This window comes from Calothrix sp. NIES-2098, assembly GCF_963875125.1.
Taxonomy (GTDB): Bacteria; Cyanobacteriota; Cyanobacteriia; order Cyanobacteriales; family Nostocaceae; genus Aulosira.
This window is the reverse complement of the sequence record NZ_CAWNKJ010000001.1, coordinates 4,569,714-4,587,903: the sequence shown is the minus strand read 5'-3', so window position 1 is coordinate 4,587,903 and position 18,190 is coordinate 4,569,714. Positions and strand designations below refer to the sequence as shown.

Below are 18,190 nucleotides of genomic sequence, written 5' to 3'. Positions count from 1 at the left end.
TTCTTCAAATGCCTGAATACTTTCTCCTTTCAGTAAATCACGCACTCATTATGGTATTTTAGGCAAGCAAAAAGGCAGATGACTTTCTCATTTTAGTAAATCACGCACTTATTATGGTCTTTTAGGCAAGCAAAAAGGTATCTTGCTTTCTTCAAATGCCTGAATACTTTCTCGTTTCAGTAAATCGCGCACTTATTATGATATTTTAGGCAAGCAAGAAGGTATCTTGCTTTCTTCAAATGCCTTATCGCTTCTCATTTGAATAGTTTACGCAGTCATAACAATTATCGCTACATAACATTGATAATTGAACAAATCAATAGTAGGGTGGGCATTACCCACCAAAACCAGGATATGGTGGGCAATGCCCACTACTACCTATATTTTAGAAATCGAATATGAGTCCTATAATTGAACAAATCAATAGGTTAATAAAGTTAAGTTAGGAATAATCTTCGCCATACCAATTTTATTTTTTGGGGTTTAGCGAAACCCTATTATCTAATATTCTTCCCGGTTGCTGACCCCTAACTTTTAAGCGGATGCGATAAACACTCTGACCTGCGGTTATATAAAGAGTTTTATAGTCATTATCGCCCCAAGCCAAATTGGTGACAGTCTCTGGCACTATAATTTTGCCTAGTAATTGACCTGTGGGAGAAAAAATCCAGACTCCTTCAGGGCCGCTACAGTAGATATTTCCTTGAATATCTATCTTCAAACCATCAGGTACGCCTTTATCTTTGGGTTCTTTCAAATCAGCAAAAACCCTGCTATTAGTTAAAGTGCCATCTAATTTAACATCAAAAATGCGAATATATCCTTGTTCAGAGTCACTAACATAGAGCTTTTTATCATCAGGTGAAAACGCGATGCCATTGGGACGTAGCATTTGTCGATCGAGCAAATTTAGAGTTCCATTCGGTTGCCAACGATAGATGCCATAAAAGCCCAGTTCTTCCTTTTCCTTACTAATGCCATAAGGTGGGTCAGTAAAGTAAATGCTACCATCTGATTTAACTACAACATCATTTGGGCTGTTGAGAAGTTTGCCCTGATAGCGTTGTGCCAAAACTTTTATTTCACCATTTTTTTCTGTGCGGACAAGGCGGCGATTATGTTCAGCAGTAATTAACCGTCCTTGTGTATCAAAAGTATTACCGTTGGGATGACCAGCAGGACGACGAAATACAGAAACTTTACCATTAGTTGTCAATTTATAAATAGTATCTGCGGGGATATCACTGAAGAGCAAAAAGCCTCTAGGATGCCAAACTGGCCCTTCTGTAAATTTTAAACCACCGACCAACTTTTCCAGTTTGGTGTTAGCGTTCATAATCGCTTGTATGGTACTGGAAGTATTACCACTGCTGTGCTGTACCATCAACAAACTTAGTAACAAATTGCAGCCTGCTATTTGAACAATAAATTTTTTCACAACGAACAATACACCAAACTCAATAGGATACTGACAATATTGACAGAGTTTTTTCCACTAATCTTCCCTGAGGTTAATAGACAAGCTTTTTTGGTAAAAAAAATCCGCCTGAGGGTGCTAGAAAATTATTGGCTAAACGCTACATTATGCTATCTGGCGCGATGTTTAACGACAAGTCAAGCCACTATTGGGCACACATTATCTAACGGGAGGATACTGCGTGAGAACTGGTGCTAACTACTTGGGTAACGGAGAGTGTGAATTTACAGTTTGGTCGCCCACATTAAACAGCGTGGCAGTGCAAATTTTGACGCCACAAGAGCAAGTAATTCCCCTGAAACCCCAAGCAGAGGGATATTGGCAGGCGAAAGTGAATGATGTCTATCCCGGCACGCTTTATCGCTATGTTTTGGATAAAGAAAACGCTTTTGCCGACCCAGCATCGCAGTATCAACCCGAAGGAGTTCACGGGCCGTCGCAAGTTATCGATCCGCAATTTGAGTGGACAGATAACAACTGGACTGGCGTTCCCTTAGAATCGATGATTTTCTACGAACTCCACGTTGGCACATTTACACCCGAAGGCACCTTCACCGCCATCATTCCCCGCCTAGCAGATTTAAAAGAACTGGGGATTAATGCGATTGAACTTATGCCGATTGCCCAGTTCCCCGGCGACACCCATATTGAACCTAGTTTGGCATACCGCAACTGGGGCTATGACGGCGTTTACCCGTTTGCAATCCAAAATTCCTACGGTACTCCGGCCGATTTGAAGCAACTAGTAAATGCTTGTCACCAACACGGAATTGCTGTAGTGCTGGATGTGGTTTATAACCACTTTGGCCCGGAAGGTAACTACATGGGCCAATTTGCACCTTACTTTACTAAAACCTATAAAACCCCTTGGGGCAACGCCATGAATTTTGATGACGCCCACAGTCAAGGCGTGCGTCACTATTTTATTCAGAATGCCCTGTATTGGTTAGAAGATTTCCATATTGATGCATTGCGCCTTGATGCGATTCAGGCAATATACGATTTAGGCGCAAAACATTTCCTGTGGGAATTAGCTGAAGCAGTACATAGTTTATCCCAGAACGGAGGACGCAAACGCTACTTAATTGCTGAAAGCGACCTAAATAACCCCCAAATCATTCGTCCACCAGAATTAGGTGGCTACGGACTAGATGCTCAATGGAGTGATGACTTTCACCATGCATTGCACGCCTTGTTAACAGGCGATCGCCAAGGATATTATCAAGACTTTGGACAATGCGCCCAACTAGCCAAAGCTTATCAAGATACCTTTGTCTACGATTGGCAGTATGCACCGCATCGCAAACGATTTCATGGTATATCTTGCCGCGATCGCCCGCCTGCACAATTTTCCGTTTGCATCCAAAATCACGACCAAATTGGCAATCAAATGAAAGGCGATCGCCTGTGGAATCGGATATCCTTTGAAGGATTGAAATTAGCCGCAGGTGCTGTGTTGCTATCACCCTACTTACCCCTATTATTCATGGGTGAAGAATACGGCGAAACTGCACCCTTCATGTACTTTGTCAGCCACTCCGACCCCGATTTAATTCAAGCAGTACGCGCCGGACGCAAACAAGAATTTGAAGCCTTTCACTATGACGAAGATCCACCAGATCCAGAATCAGCAGAAACATTTTTGCGTTGTAAACTTAACTGGCAATTACGCAACCAAGGACAGCACAAAGTTTTACTAAATTGGTATCGCGAGTTAATTGATTGGCGCAAAGCACATCCCGCACTGTTAAAACAAGACCGCAACTGCATTGAAGCAACTAGCGACGAAGATAAACAATTAGTCATAGTGCGCCGTTGGAGTGAATCGAGTCAAGTGATATTTGCATTAAATTTCAATCAATCTCCAGTAACCGCAACTTTGCCAATTCAGCGTCAAGCTTACAAAAGATTAGACTCAGCCGATACTTCCTGGGCTGGCCCCGGTTCACAAGCACCTGAAGATCTGTCTGTAGGACAAGAACTGCAACTCCAACCCACAAGTCTCGTGTTGTACGAATTAGAGCCTTAATTACTCTGATGACTGACGCAAAAACTCTCTAAAACTCACATTACTTCGTGTCCTTTGTGTCCTTCGCGGTTCGTTAAAAAAATCCTCCTCATTTCCCAGCCACAACAACAATCCTATGCGAATTCCCAAAGCAACTTATCGAATACAATTTACTTCACAATTTAACTTTGACAACGCAAAAGCGATCGCATCCTACCTCGCAGATTTAGGCATTTCCGATTTATACGCCTCCCCCATATTCAAAGCACGCTCCGGAAGTACGCATGGTTACGATGTAGTAGATGCTGCTCAACTCAATCCCGAACTAGGTACTACCGAATCATTTGAAGCCTTAGTCAGCGAACTCCAAACCCTTGGTATGGGCTGGTTGCAAGATATTGTACCCAACCACATGGCTTATAGTAGCGAAAACCCATACTTAATGGACGTGTTAGAACACGGCCCGGATTCTAGCTATACAGATTACTTCGACTTGAGTTGGAATGTCCCATTTGGCGATCGCCAAGAACGAATTCTTGCTCCCCTACTAGGAGACTTTTACGGTGTTTCTCTAGAAAAGGGAGACATTCAACTGCAATACGAACAAAATGGTTTAACTGTTAATTATTACAGCTTAAAATTACCTCTGCGTTTAGAATCCTACACTAAATTCCTCACCTATAATCTGGGTAAACTTACCCGTACATTAGGACGCAATCATCCCGATTTTATCAAGCTATTAGGGATTCTCTACATTCTCAAAAATGTGCCCTCCGAGGTGGCTGGTAAACAGCGACAAGACCAAATCGCCTTTATCAAAGGCTTGGTTTGGGAACTTTACAACAGTAACGATGCTATCCGCGATTTCATTGAAGAGAACCTGAAAACTTTCAATGGAGAAGCAGGTAATTCTGAAAGCTTTAATTTGCTAGATGACTTATTAAAAGACCAATTTTATCGCCTGGCTTTCTGGAAAGTTGGCGCGGAAGAAATGAACTACCGCCGCTTCTTTACAGTCAACGAACTCATTTCTGTGAAAGTTGAAGAACTGCGAGTTTTTAATAACACTCATAGTTTAATTCAAAAGCTAGTAGAAGAAGGTAAATTTACTGGCTTACGCATTGACCATATCGATGGACTTTATAACCCCACCCAATATTTAGAACGACTCCAAGAAAAGATGGGTGATGTTTACATCACTGTGGAAAAAATCTTGGAACTGACTGAAGATTTACCAGAAAATTGGAGAATTCAAGGTACATCTGGATACGACTTTTTAAATTATATAAATGGCTTATTCTGCCAATCTGAAAATGAATCGCAGTTCGATAAAATCTACCATAGCTTTATTGGTAATAAATTAGATTATGCATCTCTTGTCAATAAGAATAAGCACCTAATTTTAGAAAAAAACTTAGCAGGTGACGTTGATAATCTGGCTATACTTTTGAAGAATATTTCCAGCAAATATCGCTATGGGAATGACTTTACAGTTAACGGATTAAAACGAGCGATCGCAGAAATTCTCACCCTATTCCCGATTTATCGCACATATATTACTCCCGATGGCATCCATGATAGCGATCGCGTCTACATTGAGGAAGTAATTCGCCAAGCCAAGGAACACGCACCCCTATTGCAGCATGAGATGGACTTTATTGAAAAGCTTATGCTGCTAGAGTTTGATGAATCCCTGACGCCAACAGAACGCGACCAATGGCTATATTTTGTTATGCGGATGCAGCAATACACTGGCCCCCTGATGGCGAAAGGTGTAGAAGATACCACCTTATATGCTTATAATCGCTTGTTGTCGCTGAATGAAGTAGGCGGAAATCCCAGTCATTTTGGTATTTCTCTAACTGACTTCCATACATTTAATCAAAAGCACCAAGCCAACTGGCCTCATACAATGAACGCTACCGCCACCCACGACACCAAACGCGGTGAAGATGTGCGGGCGAGGTTAAATGTATTATCAGAAATTCCAAATGAGTGGGAGGAAAAAGTTAATAGTTGGAGTAACCTAAATCAAGGGCTAAAAAGTAAGCATCATCGTTCATCTATGCCCGATCGCAATGATGAATATTTTCTCTATCAAACACTAGTCGGGGCGTTTCCCTTCGCTGAACAGGAACAGTCTTCTTTTGTGGAAAGGGTGAAGGAATATATCATTAAATCCATTCGAGAAGCCAAAGTACATACAGCATGGTTGCGGCCTGATAATGAGTATGAAGAGGCTTGTACTTCCTTTGTAGAAAAGGTACTAGATCCATCAATCTCTAAAGAATTCCTAGCTGATTTCCGTAATTTTCAACAACAAATTGCAGAATATGGCATCTTCAACTCGCTTTCTCAAACTTTATTAAAAATTGTTGCTCCTGGCGTACCTGACTTTTACCAAGGAACAGAACTTTGGGAATTAAGTTTAGTAGATCCAGATAATCGCCGCCCTGTAGATTTTGAACAGCGACGTAGTTATTTAAGTACGATTAAACAGCAAATTCAAACTAACATTCTCAGCTTAATTCAAGAATTACTCAATCAAAGAAATGATGGCAGAATCAAACTATTTTTAACAGTTCAAGCCCTCAAAGCTAGAACAGATTATCTGCAATTATTCCAAGACGGCGAATATTTACCCTTAGAAATTCAGGGAACCCACGCTAATCATATCATCGCCTTTGCCAGACAGCAGGGAAATCAAACAGCGATCGCGATCGCCCCTCGCTTTTTCACTCGCCTGATCCAGCCTAGAGAATATCCCCTAGGCGAGTCTGTATGGCAAGATACGCAGCTACAATTACCCAAAGGAACTTCCTCTACCTGGAACAATGTTCTCACTCAGCAATCTTTAGAAGCTACAGGAACATTATCTATTGGTGCAGCCCTTGCTCATTTTCCAGTTGCTTTATTAGTGAGTGAATAATAAACCACAGAGGCGAGGGCAGCCGTGTGGGCGGGTTTCCCGACTTGAACGGACTGCCCGTACAGAGACACAAAGAATCTTAAATTCTTCTTGGCGTCTTTGCGCCTTTGCGTGAGAAATTCTTAATTTTGATTTTTGATATGACTCCTCAAACTTCCACCCAATCACCCTTCACCAGCACGCAAATTAACAACCTGCGCACCTACATCAAAAAAACCTGGAAAACCTTAACGCGATCGCACTCACATTTACTTCAATCTGCCAAAGATACCAAACTAGAACACAAACCCGGAACTCCCTGGATTATCTACATTTCGCCTAGAGAAGATAATCCTAACATTCAGTCTGTGTTAGAGCGATCGCTATCAAAAGAAGATATGCGCCAGATTGAAATTCGCACTCTACCCCCGGAAGCCGAAGCTATCAAAGAACATGGATTGCTGTACCTACCAGGGCCTTACGTCGTCCCTGGCGGACGCTTTAACGAAATGTATGGCTGGGATAGCTACTTTATTTTGTTGGGTTTGTTGCGCGATGAAGAATGGGATTTAGCCCAAAGTCAAGTCGATCAGCTACTATACCAAGTGCAGCATTACGGCACAATCCTCAATTCCAACCGTACTTATATGCTGTCGCGATCGCAACCCCCAGTTCTCAGTCTGATGGTGTTAGCGCTATTTCAACATACCAAGGATGAAGAGTGGCTAAAGTCAGCAGTCCCGCTTTTAGAACAGTTTTATTATTACTGGGTAGTACCGCCCCATCTCAACCCTGCAACCGGATTATCTAGATATTATGCTTTGGGAGAAGGCCCTGCGCCAGAAGTTTTATTTTCTGAACGCGATGAAGAGGGAAAAAGCCACTACGATCGCGTCAAGGAATACTACCAAAGATTTGAGATTGAAGATTACGATATCAGTCTTTACTACGACAAAGAAAACGATGAACTAAGCAATCTGTTTTACAAAGGCGATCGCACAATGCGCGAATCCGGCTTTGATATCAGCAATCGCTTTGGCCCCTTCAGTATCGATATTATCCACTATGCGCCCGTGTGCCTCAACAGTTTGCTTTATCAAATGGAACAAGATTTGGCGCAGATTAACGATATTTTAGGTAACGAAGAACTAGCGCAGCAATGGCGCGATCGCGCAGATGTCAGACGCGATCGCATCGATCGATGTCTCTGGGATGAAAAACAGGGGTTATATCTTGACTATCATTTTCAAACTGAGACACGTCGCCAATATGAATTTGCTACTACCTTTTATCCTCTGTGGGTAGGAGTCGCCTCCGACACCCAAGCCAAACGTGTTGCAGAAAATCTCTCTATATTTGAAGCGCCAGGTGGGATATTTACTAGCACCCGTGTTACAGGTAATCAATGGGATACACCTTTTGGTTGGGCACCTTTGACATTAATTGCCGTTCAAGGACTGCATCGTTATGGCTATCATCAAGAAGGCGATCGCATTGCGCATAAGTTCCTAGCTATGGTAATTAAGGAATTTGAGCGTCGCGGCATCTTAGTGGAAAAATACGATGTAGAACGCTGTTCTGCCAATGTTTCTGACGAAATCTGCTTTGGATACAGTTCCAACGAAATCGGCTTTGGCTGGACTAATGGTGTTGTACTAGAACTCCTTGCAACTTTGGCGTGAAACTAACCACAGATAAATATTAGTGTTTATCTGTGGTTCTATAATTTTTTATTCTTAATACTAATTGAAACCCCCTATTCTCAATAGATTGCCGCTTTCAGCTGATTAAATATAGCAAAAACAGATAATTTTGAACTTTTTTCTATTTACCAACTATATATAAACTAAGCTTAGTTTCAGGAAATCCTGTTACTGTGTTAAATTACGCACTCTGCTAAGAGATGATAGTTCCTGTTTTTCGACATCCACAGCGGTTAATTGCCTTAGTGCTGGCTGTTTTTTTTATTATTGTAGGTTGTCAGCCAACAAAATTTCAAACTAGAGTAGCTCAGGTATCTCAATTAGTTTTAGTATCTCTCAGCGAACCAGCTACCTTTAACTATGCCATTAATGAATCGCCCTATAGCGTTTTTCCCTTTATCTATAGGGGATTACTTGATGAAAATGTTATTACTAACAAGTTGGAACCAGCGCTAGCAGAATCTTGGTCAATTTCTCCAGATAGAAAGCGCATTACTTTTACCCTGAGAAAAGGGCTAAAGTGGTCAGATGGCGAACCGCTAACAGCAGATGATGTTGTGTTTAGCTATCGAGATATTTACCTCAACAAAAAAATTCCGAATACATATAGAGATTTGCTGAGAATAGGCGATACAGGCGCTTTTCCATCAGTAAAAAAACTCGACGAACGACAAATTGAGTTTACTTTACCAGCACCCTTTGCCCCTTTTTTAAGATATACAGAAAGATTAGCAATTTTGCCTGCCCATGCTTTGCGTTCTGCCGTGTTTTCCAATGATGCTAATGGCAATCCTCAATTTTTATCTATGTGGGGAACTAATACAGATCCGCAAAAAATTATTTGTAATGGTTCTTACACAATTGAAAGCTACACTCCTGCACAGCGAGTCACATTCCGACGTAACCCTTACTATTGGCGCAAAGATACTGAGGGTAATTCTCAACCTTACATTAAACGCATTATCTGGCAAATTATTTCCTCTACAGACAACCAATTACTTAGATTTCGTTCTGGAGAATTAGATAGTCTGAATGTCACACCATCAGATTTTGGGTTGTTGAAGCGAGAAGAAAAGCGCGGAAAATATACTATTTATAACGGTGGCCCTAGTAGTGGTTTTTCGTTTGTTGGTTTCAATCTTAATCAAGCACGCAATGCGCAAGGAAAACCTTTTGTAGACCCAATTAAATCTCAGTGGTTTAATAACTTAGCTTTTAGGCAAGCAGTCGCCTATGCCATTGACCGTAATAAAATTAAAACTAACATCTATCGGGGATTGGGTGAAATACAACATTCACCAATTGCTGTCCAAAGTCCTTATTATTTATCTCCGCAAGCAGGGTTAAAAGTTTACAACTATAATCCCAATAAAGCTAGGCAAATGCTGTTATCGGCAGGTTTTCAGTACAATTCTCAAAAGCAACTGCTAGATCGGGATGGGAATCGAGTTGAATTTGAAATGCTGGTCAAATCTGAGGATCAATCAAGGATAGATGCAGCTGTGCAAATTCAACAAGACCTGAGTCAAATAGGAATCAAAGCAAATTTGCAGGTAGTTAGCTTTAATGTTGTGCTGCGAAGGTTGCTGTCTCGGCGCGATTGGGATTGTTACGTTGGCGCATTTGGCGCTACAGGTGCGGATGTGGAACCTCATCTGCTGAACCTGTTTTGGTCTAGTCGCGGTTCATTTCATCAATTTAACCAAGGGCCGCAACCAGGTGCGCCGCCAATTCAGGGATGGGTGGTTTCTGATTGGGAGAAAGAGATTGATAGTTTGTTCAACGCAGGTGTCAAAGAACTCGATGAGAAAAAGCGTCAGGCGATTTATGGACGATTTCAACAAATAGTTGCACAGCAGCTACCTGTATTTTTCTTAGTGAATCCCATATCTTTGCAAGCAGTGCGCGATCGCGTCGCCAATATCAAGTACTCTGGTTTAGGTTCGGTCTTATGGAATCTTGATGAATGGCAAATTATAAATAACTAGGTCGGATGTTTAATTAAACCGCTAAAAACCTTTGAATCACATCCTGACTGAGTTCATCTGTTGAACCAGAGGCAACAATAGCACCTTTTTGCATGGCGTAATAATGATCGGCTTGACGCACAAAGTGTAAATGTTGTTCTACTAGTAAAACAGAAATGCCTGTAGTTTCAACAATCCGACGAACGGCGGCTTCAATTTCGAGGATGATTGAGGGTTGAATACCTTCGGTGGGTTCATCCAAGACGAGTAATTGCGGTTGTCCCATTAAAGCACGCGCGATCGCCAATTGTTGTTGTTGTCCGCCACTTAAATCGCCACCCATCCGCGACAACATAGTTTTTAACACAGGAAATAAGCTAAAAATTTCTTCAGGAATTTCAGCTTTTTTCACAGGTTTCCGTCTAGCTTCTAATCCCAGCAGCAAATTTTCTTTAACTGTCAAACGCGGAATAATTTCTCTTCCTTGAGGAACATAACCAATGCCCATTTTTGCCCTTTGATCTGGCGATCTAGAGTTGATTAAATTCCCAGCTAAGTTAATAGTACCACTGCGAGGTTTGAGTAACCCCATAATAGTTTTAAGTAAGGTTGTCTTACCTACTCCATTACGTCCAATTAGGCAGATCATTTGCCCATTTGGTACGCTCAAATCAACGTTGCGAAGAATGTGGCTTTCACCGTAATAAACGTTAAGGTTAGAGATTGTTAGCATATTAGTCAAGAGTCAATAGTCCATAGTCAAGGGTTATTTCTCCGCGTCCCTAAGTCACCGTGTCTTTCTCCTCTTCTTCATCTATTCCTGCTGTTGTCCTAGATAAACTTCAATCACGCGGGGGTCATTTTGAACTTCTTCAAAATTGCCTTCACAGAGTACCGAACCTTCATGTAAAACTGTGACTTTTTTGGCGATTTGTCGCACGAATTCCATATCATGTTCAATCACTAAAATTGAATGACTCTGTGCTAGCGTTAACAGTAGTTCGCCAATGTTATAAGTTTCTTCATCGGTTAAACCTGCGACTGGTTCATCTACAAGTAATAAGTCTGGGGACTGTCCTACTAACATCCCAATTTCTAAACGTTGCTTTTCTCCGTGGGATAATAAGGCGGCTGGAATGTCTGCTTTATACGTTAAACCAATAGTTTCTAATAAACCTTGAACACTCTTCTGTTCGATGGTATGAGAACGATTAAATAATGTCGAGAAAACATTTTTATTCCGGTTACTGGTAATTTCTAAATTTTCCCGTGGTGTGAGGTTGAGATAAACTCTAGGTGTTTGGAATTTACGCCCAATTCCTCGCCGCGCAATTTCATGTTCGGGTAGAGAACGGAGGTTTTTTCCTTTAAATAAAACTCTTCCGATTGTTGGTTGAACTTTACCTGTAATTACATCAAGAAATGTGGTTTTACCAGCACCGTTAGGGCCAATTACTACTCGCAATTCACCCACATCCATACTAAAATTTAGCTGGTTGAGTGCTTTAAAGCCGTCAAAACTGACAGTGACGTTTTCAGTTTCCAAGATTTTGGCGTTCATGTTGCACTTCTGGATCTATTTCCAAGCTGGGATAGGTAGAAATTTCTTGAGGACGTTTCAAAAGCGGAATATTTTGATTGCGGAACCAGCCTACTATTCCGTCAGGAAGGACTGTCACGACAATTAAGAAGAGTGCGCCTTGGAAAAATAGCCAGATTTCCGAAAATTGTTCGCTTAAAAAAGCACGGGCATAATTAACTAATAAAGTGCCAATAATTGCCCCGATTAAAGTAGCACGTCCCCCCACAGCCACCCAAATTACCATTTCAATAGAAAAAGCAATATCCATTGCTCTAGGTGAGACAGAACCACTTTGTAGGGTGTAAAATGCTCCTGCTATCCCGGCGATCGCACCAGAAACGGCAAATACTAATGTTTTAAAATCTGTAGGGTCATAACCAGAAAATCTGACTCGACTTTCATCATCTCGAATCGCTATTAAAAGTTTGCCAAAACGTCCGCTTGTCAGCCAGCGACAAACTCCATAAGTAACGGTGAGAAATAATACTGTAAGAGTGTAGAAAATAAATTTTGTTTTCGGATCGCTGACAGTTGCACCAAATAATGTTGTGAAATCTATCAGTCCATTTGTCCCGTTAAAAAATTGTTGTTGACCATTAAAAAAATTGAAAAATACAATAATTGCGGCTTGAGTCAAAATTGAAAAATAAACTCCCTTAATGCGATTGCGGAATACTAAATATCCCAGCAATCCAGCCAGCAAACCTGGGATAAGAACTACAGCCGCTACAGCGATAGGGAAAGAATAAAAAGGTCGCCAAAACCAAGGAAGTTCTGTGACGCCATACAATCCCATGAAATCAGGTAATTCACCTTGTGGGACTTGCAGTTTTAGGTACATTGCGATCGCATATCCACCTAAACCAAAGAAAATCCCATGTCCCAAACTGAGTAAGCCAGTATAACCCCAAATCAAATCGATACCTAAAGCCACAATCGCCAGCGACAGAAATCGCCCCAACAAATTCAAGCGAAACTCTGACAGCACCATTGGCACAATTACGATCAGGATAAGTGCGATCGCTACTACCACCCCAACTTCAATTAATATTAACCTTCGCTGCTTTTGCTTCATTCTCTGCGCCTCTGCGTGACATTAAACATCAACAGTCCGACCTTTTTGCGGAAACATTCCCGCAGGCTTCCACTGTAAAAACACAATAATCAGTAGAAATACCATCGCCTTGGCCATACTTGTTGTGGCAAAAAACGTCAAAAAGTCTGCTAAAGGCTTCACAGGAGACAATAACGAAGCTATAGTTCCAGAACCAATTAAAAAGTTAGCTGTACCAATTCCCAAAGCCGCGACAATCGTACCTGCTAAATTACCCACACCACCGACAACCACAACCATAAATGTGTCGATAATGTAATTTTGTCCGGTATTGGGTCCCACAGAACCTAATAAACTAATTGCACAGCCAGCCACACCAGCTAAACCAGAACCCAAAGCAAATGCGATCGCATCCACTTTTTGAGTGGGGATACCTAAACAAGCACTCATACTGCGGTTTTGGGTGACAGCCCTAATTTTTAATCCCCAGCTAGAACGTTGTAAGAATAGATAAATTCCGCCTACACAAATCGCTGTCAAAGCAATAATAAATAACCTGGCAAATGGTAATTGTACCCCAGCTAAAGAGATACCAGTTTGTAACCAACCAGGTGCGGTTACATCAACATTTTGTGCGCCAAACCAAGGTTTAGTGACTGCTAACTGATAAGTTTGGCTCAATATATTGCTTGTGGTTATTGTCACTCCCAAAGATAGTAAGAAAATCACTCCCACAACCCAGTTACGGATTCTCTCTAAATTTGTGCGGGAATTTAAAAACCATAAACCACCAAAAAACAACAAACAAAACAATATCAAGCCACTAACTAATATCCAATTCACACTACGCACAAACTGCTGAAAAATCAAACTGACTCCCCAAGTTGCTAGTAGAGTTTCTAGCGGTCGTCCATAAAGGTAACGAATCACGCCTCTTTCGAGAATTAACCCGATACATGCTGTAAAAACGAAAGCAAATATCAAAGCCAGAAATATATAAATTTCAAACCAAAATCCGCCTAATTGTTTACAGCCATTCTGCACTAGAAATGTTGTATAAGCACCAAACATCATCAATTCGCCATGTGCCATATTAATCACACCCATTAAGCCAAATATAATGGCTAATCCCAAGGCAGCAATTAATAACACAGAACCGATGCTTATACCATTAAATACAGCATCTAAAAAACCAGTTAACATTATTTTCACCAGCCATCAGCGTTTTTTTAAGTAATAAGTCAAAAGTCAACAGTACAAATTAACAAACTTAACTAATGACTATTGACTAATGACAAATGACTAATTAGGCTTTTTTGTACTTACCACCCTTAGCTGGATCTGACCAATCACAAGCAAATCCCTTAGTTTCTTTCACAAATTGATTCCAAGGAACTGGCTCAACTGGTGCAGGTGTAGCATAGACAATATTAAACAAACCATCATCTCTAACTTCACCAATGCGCACAATTTTGGAGATATGATGATTGGCATTTACTGTCACTTTTCCTTCAGGTGCATCTATAGTTTGACCGTAGGCCGCAGTTCGCACTTTAGCTATGTCAGGACTACCCGCTTTTTCTACTGCTTGCTTCCACAAATAAACGGCGATATATGCGGCTTCCATTGGGTCATTTGTTACCCTGTCTGGGCCATATTCTTTTTTAAAAGCTTCAACAAATTTCTTATTAGCAGGAGTATCTACTGTTTGGAAGTAATTCCAAGCAGCGTAGTGACCTTTAAGATACTCAACACCAATTGCTTTCACTTCTTCTTCAGCAATACTTACTGACATCGAAGGATATTTATCCGGTGTTAATCCTGCACCTTTTAATTGTTTGAAGAAAGCCACATTGCTATCACCATTTAAGGTGTTATAAATTACTCCACCGTTAGGCAAAGTTTGCTTAATTTTGGTGATGATTGGTGTAACTTCTGTATTACCTAAGGGTAAGTAATCTTCACCAACTGTTTTTCCACCAAGTGCTTCTAATTGGGCTTTGATAATAGTGTTAGCAGTCCGAGGGAAAACGTAATCTGAGCCTACTAAAAAGAATTCTTTGCCTTTATTTTTTAACAACCAATCAACAGAAGGTTCAATTTGTTGGTTTGGCGCTGCGCCTGTGTAAAAAATGTTTTTAGAACACTCTTGACCTTCATACTGCACGGGATACCACAGCATATGGTCTTTACTTTCAAAGACTGGTTTAACATTTTTGCGGCTAGCTGAAGTCCAACAACCAAAAACTACAGCTACTTTATCTTGATCGATCAATTTGGTGGCTTTTTCCCTAAAAGTATCCCAGTTAGAAGCACCATCTTCTACAATTGCTTCAATTTGTTTTCCTAAAACTCCACCATTGGCATTAATTTCTTTGATGGCTAATTTCTCAGCATCAACGACACTTTTTTCACTAATAGCCATTGTGCCACTGAGTGAGTGCAAAATACCTATTTTGATTTTGTCGCCACCACCAGCAGCAGCCACAGGAGAAGCTGTCGGGCTGTTTGTAGTACTTGGAGAATTATTGACGCAAGCCTTCAAAAATATGCTACTACCAATAGTTGCAGAGCTGTAAATCAAAAACTTACGTCGGTTCAGTCTACTCATATAGTTGTTTATTTTCCTCCAATGAATCAGCTAGCTCCTCGAAAGTTCGCTAGTTCAAGCTTTAAACTGTGATATTAGTTTGATATTTAACCATCAAATTGTTATCCTTGATACTAAATTTTAGTTTCCTTAATAAAAAAATAATTTGTTAAGTAAGATTTCGAGCCTCTAGAGTATCAAAGTTATTAGTTTTTCAACACAGCTTCTAAATTTTCTGCTTGATAGTGTAAGAGTAGAAATGACACTAAGAAATAGACTAATTTCTGAACTTGGACAAGAATTGCAACCATTGTTATTGCTTTTTTTCGTATTTAAGCACATCAAAACGTTCTTATACTTGGCACTTGCCTGAAGTTCTTTTTTCAGCGATCTGCTCAAGTTTGTAGTCTTTTTAAATACTAAAAATATTTGGGTATACCCAACTGCAAACCATGCGATCGCAATGCATTTGAACTGACATGATATTAGACTGTCAGCCGATCGCAAGCGTATTGACTGATTGCTTAAGAATAATTGTAAAAAAATATACTTAAAATTATGGTCAGCACACATCAATAATATATGTGTGTTTCCTATATATATGCTAATTGTGTTTTCACTAATTACTTAATAGACACATTGCAAATTAGCTCTAAAGTTTTAATTTTCCATAAAGATATAGTAACAATAACTACGATTTTCAGAAAATAGGTCAGAATGAAATAACTAAATTTCAGGTGCGTAATAATTAGCAAAACCCTTAGGAAGTACACAGAAGATACAAATTTTGATAATACATTTTATTAACTAGAATGCTTGCAGGATTAACTTATAAACTTGTAAAAGTCAAGGCTTAACAGTCCGTAAAAAGCACATATTTTCTATAAAGATATATCTTTGGCAAATTTCAACATGGAATTAATAACTAATTCTTTATTTAGAAAAGCTGATTCAGAACAAGATAGTTTCAGATTGCCTCTCTTAAAAAAATCCGACCAACAGCAATTACTAGATAAGTGGAATCATACTCAAACTGATTATCCCAAACAAGCTTGTATTCATGAGTTATTTGAAGCGCAAGTAGAAAAAACACCCGATGCTGTAGCCTTAATTTTTAATGAGGAGCAAATTACCTATAAAGACTTGAATAGTCGTGCTAATCAACTAGCAAAATATCTGCAAATCTTAGGGGTTGGTGCAGAAGTTCTAGTAGGAATTTGCGTAGAACGCTCAATAGAAATGGTTGTAGGGCTGCTCGCCATTCTTAAAGCTGGTGGAGCTTTTGTACCTCTAGATCCTGCTTATCCGCAAGAACGTTTAGCTTTCATGCTGTCTGATACCAAGGTATCGGTACTATTAACTCAAAAAGATTTAGTTACTAAATTACCTACTCATAATGCATCTGTAATTTGCTTAGATAAAAATTGGGATGCAATTTTTCCAAATAGCCAAGAGAATCTAACTACTAATGTCACTGCCGAAAACCTGGCTTATGTGATGTACACTTCAGGTTCCACAGGTACACCTAAGGGTGTTTGTGTGATTCATCGCGGTGTAGTCAGGTTAGTTAAAGAAACTAACTATGCTCAATTAACAGATAAAGAAGTAATTCTACAACTTGCGCCGATTTCCTTTGATGCTTCAACTTTAGAAATTTGGGGTTGCTTACTCAATGGTGGAAAATTAGTAATTGCTCCTCCGCATACACCATCATTAGAAGAATTAGCGCAGATTATTCAGCACAACCAAGTTACAACTCTTTGGCTAACGGCTGGGTTATTCCATCTGATAGTTGATGAAAAAATTGAAGCTTTAAAATCCTTGCGTCAGCTTTTAGCGGGTGGCGATGTTTTATCAGTTCCCCACGTCCAGAAGTTTCTCCAAACTGTAGAGAACTGTCAGCTAATTAATGGTTATGGCCCGACAGAAAATACAACCTTTACTTGCTGCTACAGCATCACAGCACCATTGCAACCAGGTGCTTCCATCCCCATTGGTCGCCCCATTGCCAATACCCAAGTTTATATATTAGATGACAACCTCCAACAAGTAGCGATCGCAGAAGTTGGCGAGTTGTACATTGCTGGTGATGGACTCGCTAGAGGCTATCTCAACCGTCCCGATTTGACTGCTGAAAAGTTTATTTTTCACTCTTTTGATGGGAATTCGCAAACACGCCTCTACAAAACTGGCGATTTAGCGCGATTTTTACCAAATAGGAATATCGAATTTTTAGGAAGAATTGATAATCAAGTCAAAATTCGCGGTTTCCGCATTGAACTTGGCGAAATCGAAAGAGAAATTGCTCAACATCCTGACGTGCGGGAAAATGTGGTATTAGCACTTCAGCAAGAAACAGGCGAAAAGCAGTTAGTTGCTTATATTGTGCCGCATCAGCACAGTAGTTACACGCACAATCAATTGCGGAGTTTTTTACAGCAAAAACTACCTAATTACATGATGCCATCAGCCTTTGTGTTGTTGGAATCACTACCTTTAACTGCAAACGGCAAAGTTGATAGACATAAATTACCTGCACCCAGTAGAGAACGTCCGCAACTCGAACAAGCTTATATTGCTCCCCAAACCGATTTAGAACGTCAATTAGCAGCTATTTTGGGCGATTTGCTAAAAATTGAGCGCGTTGGCTTAGATGATAATTTCTTCGATTTGGGAGCAACTTCCATCTCAATTCTGCAAGTTACAGCGCGGATACAACAGGAACTGAGTATTGATTTACCTGCGGTGAAGCTCTTTCAATATTCAACAATTGGCGCATTAGCAAAGTATTTGCAATTAAAACAAAACAGCCAACCTGCTTATGACAAGCTGCAAAATCGCGCTCAACGTCAACAAGCAGCGCGTAGTCGTCGCCGTAATCATCAACAAGGTGTTTAAGCA

At 40.4% G+C, this 18,190-nt stretch carries 10 protein-coding genes and 1 pseudogene; 5 read left to right on the top strand and 6 right to left on the bottom strand.

What is annotated here, in order from left to right; all coding sequences use genetic code 11:
• Positions 1-469: 469 nt before the first annotated feature.
• Entirely contained in the window at positions 470-1,438 is a 969-nt protein-coding gene (locus tag AACU33_RS19085; protein WP_339376142.1) for an SMP-30/gluconolactonase/LRE family protein, read from the bottom strand.
• Between the two features lie 220 nt (positions 1,439-1,658).
• On the opposite strand from AACU33_RS19085, the gene treZ reads away from it, so the two are divergent.
• The 4 genes from treZ to AACU33_RS19065 all read left to right on the top strand — a co-directional run bounded on the left by treZ (position 1,659) and on the right by AACU33_RS19065 (position 10,084).
• Complete coding sequence (gene treZ / locus AACU33_RS19080; protein WP_096590153.1) at positions 1,659-3,506, top strand: malto-oligosyltrehalose trehalohydrolase; 1,848 nt, start codon at positions 1,659-1,661, stop codon at positions 3,504-3,506.
• A gap of 115 nt (positions 3,507-3,621) precedes the next feature.
• Positions 3,622-6,414, top strand: coding sequence for a malto-oligosyltrehalose synthase (gene treY / locus AACU33_RS19075; protein WP_096590152.1), 2,793 nt, complete (start codon positions 3,622-3,624; stop codon positions 6,412-6,414).
• 140 nt (positions 6,415-6,554) lie between these two features.
• Positions 6,555-8,075, top strand: coding sequence for a trehalase family glycosidase (locus AACU33_RS19070; protein ID WP_096590151.1), 1,521 nt, complete (start codon positions 6,555-6,557; stop codon positions 8,073-8,075).
• Positions 8,076-8,296: 221 nt separating this feature from the next.
• Complete coding sequence (locus tag AACU33_RS19065; RefSeq protein ID WP_096590150.1) at positions 8,297-10,084, top strand: ABC transporter substrate-binding protein; 1,788 nt, start codon at positions 8,297-8,299, stop codon at positions 10,082-10,084.
• A gap of 13 nt (positions 10,085-10,097) precedes the next feature.
• Here the strand turns inward: AACU33_RS19065 and urtE are convergent, their stop codons facing one another.
• The 5 genes from urtE to urtA form a co-directional block, all read right to left on the bottom strand.
• A complete protein-coding gene (gene urtE, locus AACU33_RS19060) occupies positions 10,098-10,796 on the bottom strand; it encodes an urea ABC transporter ATP-binding subunit UrtE (RefSeq protein ID WP_096590149.1) in 699 nt (232 codons plus the stop codon).
• Between the two features lie 81 nt (positions 10,797-10,877).
• A complete protein-coding gene (gene urtD / locus AACU33_RS19055) occupies positions 10,878-11,624 on the bottom strand; it encodes an urea ABC transporter ATP-binding protein UrtD (protein WP_096590148.1) in 747 nt (248 codons plus the stop codon).
• A complete protein-coding gene (gene urtC / locus AACU33_RS19050) occupies positions 11,599-12,720 on the bottom strand; it encodes an urea ABC transporter permease subunit UrtC (protein WP_096590147.1) in 1,122 nt (373 codons plus the stop codon). The genes urtD and urtC overlap by 26 nt, the downstream gene beginning before the upstream one ends.
• Positions 12,721-12,741: 21 nt before the next feature.
• The gene (locus AACU33_RS19045) at positions 12,742-13,902 is read right to left on the bottom strand and encodes an ABC transporter permease subunit (RefSeq protein WP_096590146.1); all 1,161 of its coding nucleotides are present in this window, start codon (positions 13,900-13,902) and stop codon (positions 12,742-12,744) included.
• 103 nt (positions 13,903-14,005) lie between these two features.
• Positions 14,006-15,310, bottom strand: a complete 1,305-nt coding sequence (urtA, locus tag AACU33_RS19040) for an urea ABC transporter substrate-binding protein (RefSeq protein WP_096590145.1) — start codon at positions 15,308-15,310, stop codon at positions 14,006-14,008.
• 894 nt (positions 15,311-16,204) lie between these two features.
• Between urtA and AACU33_RS19035 the strand changes: the two are divergent.
• Positions 16,205-18,187: pseudogene (locus AACU33_RS19035) on the top strand (non-ribosomal peptide synthetase); the annotation flags it as partial.
• Positions 18,188-18,190: the final 3 nt, after the last annotated feature.

Bases quoted from the DNA above. Each gene is read 5' to 3' on its own strand.
- treY (WP_096590152.1), top strand. From the start codon at position 3,622: ATGCGAATTCCCAAAGCAACTTATCGAATACAATTTACTTCACAATTT.
- AACU33_RS19070 (WP_096590151.1), top strand. From the start codon at position 6,555: ATGACTCCTCAAACTTCCACCCAATCACCCTTCACCAGCACGCAAATT.
- AACU33_RS19065 (WP_096590150.1), top strand. From the start codon at position 8,297: ATGATAGTTCCTGTTTTTCGACATCCACAGCGGTTAATTGCCTTAGTG.
- urtE (WP_096590149.1), bottom strand. From the start codon at position 10,796: ATGCTAACAATCTCTAACCTTAACGTTTATTACGGTGAAAGCCACATT.
- urtD (WP_096590148.1), bottom strand. From the start codon at position 11,624: ATGAACGCCAAAATCTTGGAAACTGAAAACGTCACTGTCAGTTTTGAC.
- urtC (WP_096590147.1), bottom strand. From the start codon at position 12,720: ATGAAGCAAAAGCAGCGAAGGTTAATATTAATTGAAGTTGGGGTGGTA.
- AACU33_RS19045 (WP_096590146.1), bottom strand. From the start codon at position 13,902: ATGTTAACTGGTTTTTTAGATGCTGTATTTAATGGTATAAGCATCGGT.
- urtA (WP_096590145.1), bottom strand. From the start codon at position 15,310: ATGAGTAGACTGAACCGACGTAAGTTTTTGATTTACAGCTCTGCAACT.